This is a genomic window from Frankia sp. AgKG'84/4 (genome assembly GCF_023242965.2).
Classification (GTDB): domain Bacteria; phylum Actinomycetota; class Actinomycetes; order Frankiales; family Frankiaceae; genus Frankia.
The window spans coordinates 1-2,575 of record NZ_JALKFU020001198.1; the positions used below are offsets into that span (position 1 = coordinate 1).

Genomic DNA, 2,575 nt, shown 5'->3' on the forward strand with positions numbered 1-2,575 from the left:
GGGTGCGGGCGTCGGGATCGGCGTGGCCGCTGGGGCCGGGCCGTCGTCCGGGCGGGCGGGCGGCGTGATGTCGAAGGTGTCGCCGTCGGCCGGGGCCGACGCGCCGGCCTGGGCGAGGCGGTGGGTCAGCACGTCGCCGGGGGGATTGCGGTGGCTCAGGTGTACGGCGAGGACCCGGGTGGCGGGCACGACGGCGCCGCGGCGGCGCAGCTCGGCGACGAGTTCGGCGAAGGTGGCGAGGTCGAGGTGCTCGCCGAAGCCGGGGCGGTCGCCGTTGTTCTCCTCCAGCAGCACCACGTCGTACGCCCGGCCGGTGACCGCGTCGAGGGTGGCCGCGGGCAGCGGCGCCCCGGTGTCGCAGCCGTACAGCAGCCGGCCGCCGTCCGGGGTGGTCACGTCGTAGAGGACCGCCGGGCCGATGTCCGCGTCACCGTGGCGCGCCGCGAGCGGCCGCACGACGTAGCGAGCCTCGTCCGGGCCGAGAAGAAGGGCCCCAGCACCCGACCCCGGATCCCCCGACCCCGGATCCGCCGGCCCCGGATCCGCCGGCCCCGGATCCGCCGGCCCCGGATCCGCCGGCCACGAAGCGCCCGGGTTCGGCGCGGCCGCGGCGTCCGCGTCCACCAGCGCGGGGATGAACCGCAGGGGTGAACCGTCGCGGGTCGGGTCGGTTCCCTCCCAGCGGGTCAGGAACGCGCGGCACACCGCGAGGGCGGCGGGCGGAGCAACGACGTCGAGGGGCCGGGCCGCCGCGGACGACCAGGACCGCCACAGGAGGCTCTCCGGGCCGAGGTGGTCCGGGTGGGCGTGGCTGATCAGCAGGTGCCGCAGCCCGGACAGTCTGATCCCGTGCCGCGCGGCCGTGCGCGGCACGTCCGGGCCGCAGTCGAGCAGCAGCGCGCCGTCGACGAGCACGGCGGTCTGCCCGCGGACCTTATGACGGCGCGCCCACGCGCAGGACGCGCAGTCGCACCACGGGTTGGGCCAGCCGTCGGCCGAGCCGGTGCCGAGCAATGTGACCTTCACCGCACGGCCGCCTTCACCGCACGGCCGCCCTCACCCCGCGGGGCGCGGCGACCTTGCGGGCAGCGGCCACCCACACCGGCGCCGACGCGGTCGGCGCCGGTCGGCCGGGTCCGGGGGACGGGGTTCACCCGTGCGGGTGTCGATTGCGCTCCCAGCGGGTCATGAGCGCGAGCACGCCCGCGAGCAGGAAGATCGCCACGAAGGTGACGATCACCGCGGCCCACCAGGTCAACGGCGGGTCGTGCTCCGCCGACTCGGCGGCGAGGGCGGCGGCGTTGTAGACGGTCGTTCCCACGCGGGTCGATCCTCCGACTGGTCAGGGTTTCTGGGCGGTCATGGCGCTCGGATGTCCGTGGGCCCGTTCGGGTGCGAGATTACCGGCGTCGGGGACATCCTGGCCTGGTTCTCCCCGCCTGCGCCAGTGGCGTCGGACTTCCGGGAGCCGGTCCGCTCGGCTGGCCCGCGCCGCCGGTTCGGCTCTGGCGCGCCACCGCCAAGCGGTCGGCTGATCGCCGGATGCGCCGCCGCCGGCAGGCACACGGTTGGATGGTGCCACCGGCCGACCGGCCGGGCAGTCGCGGTGTGCCGCCCGGTGTGCCGCCCGGCGATGGGACGTACGCATGACGTGGACCTGGCGCTACGAGGGCGACGACGGCTCGGCGGCGACGATCGCCGGTGCGGCCGGCTCGGAGTCGTTCACCAGCCAGGGCGACGCCGAGACGTGGATCGGCGAGACCTATCGCGAGCTGCTCGAGGGGGGAGTCGTCCAGGTGACGCTGCTGGAGGCCGGTCGGCGGGTGTACGGCCCGATGAGCCTTCGCCCGGTGACCTGACGGCGTCGCCGCGCCGGCGGCGGGCTTGACGGAAGCGTGGCTAACGTTGTTAGCTAGCCGCGTGGCTAACGACGTTAGCCGACAGCGTGTGCCGCAGGGAGGTACCAGATCATGACCGACCGGAACCACACCGCCGACTACCCGGCCGGCGAGCCCCCGGCCCGGCCGGCAGGCGCTCACTACCGCGCCCCGGGCTGGTTCACCCGCAACGTCGCCAACCGCCTCGTCGCCGTGCTCACCCGCGGCGGCGTGAGCGTGCTGGGCAGCCGGGTGCTGGAGGTACGCGGGCGCACCAGTGGCGAACCGCGGCGGACCCCGGTCAACCTGCTGACCTTCGAGGACCGCCAGTACCTCGTCTCCGCCCGCGGGCACGGTCAGTGGGTACGCAACGTGCGCGCCGCCGACGGCGAGCTCTGCCTGCTACGCGGTCGTTCCCGTACCTATTACCAGGGCAGCGAGGTGCCGCCGGCGGACAGCGTCGCCGTCCTGCGGGCGTACCTGAAGCGGTGGAAGGCGGAGGTTGGCGTGTTCTTCGACGGCGTCGGGCCCGACTCCTCCGACGAGGAGATCGCGCGGGTCGCCCCCCGCCACCCGGTCTTCGCCCTCAGCGAGCGATGAGCGTCCGGCACACCGATGGCGCCACCGCCACCGATCGCGGTGGCGATCGCGGCGGCGGCGATCGCGGCGGCGGCGCTGACGGCGGCGGCGCTGACGGC

At 75.4% G+C, this 2,575-nt stretch carries 4 protein-coding genes; 2 read left to right on the forward strand and 2 right to left on the reverse strand.

Features of this window, described 5'->3' with window-relative positions:
* Together MXD58_RS28675 and MXD58_RS28680 are read right to left on the reverse strand one after the other, a co-directional pair.
* Positions 1-1,026: MBL fold metallo-hydrolase (locus MXD58_RS28675; RefSeq protein WP_250611297.1), on the reverse strand; the 1,026-nt coding region annotated here is incomplete at its 3' end.
* 124 nt (positions 1,027-1,150) lie between these two features.
* Positions 1,151-1,321 (reverse strand): hypothetical protein, encoded by a 171-nt coding sequence (locus tag MXD58_RS28680; protein ID WP_248837202.1) that lies wholly within the window; start codon positions 1,319-1,321, stop codon positions 1,151-1,153.
* A 325-nt stretch (positions 1,322-1,646) separates the two neighbouring features.
* Between MXD58_RS28680 and MXD58_RS28685 the strand changes: the two genes are divergently transcribed.
* Both MXD58_RS28685 and MXD58_RS28690 read left to right on the forward strand, forming a co-directional pair.
* Positions 1,647-1,859, forward strand: a complete 213-nt coding sequence (locus MXD58_RS28685; protein WP_248817837.1) for a hypothetical protein — start codon at positions 1,647-1,649, stop codon at positions 1,857-1,859.
* 111 nt (positions 1,860-1,970) lie between these two features.
* Positions 1,971-2,477 carry a nitroreductase/quinone reductase family protein gene (locus tag MXD58_RS28690; RefSeq protein WP_248837203.1) on the forward strand — a complete coding sequence of 169 codons (507 nt, stop codon included), beginning with the start codon at positions 1,971-1,973 and terminating at the stop codon, positions 2,475-2,477.
* Positions 2,478-2,575 lie beyond the last annotated feature (98 nt).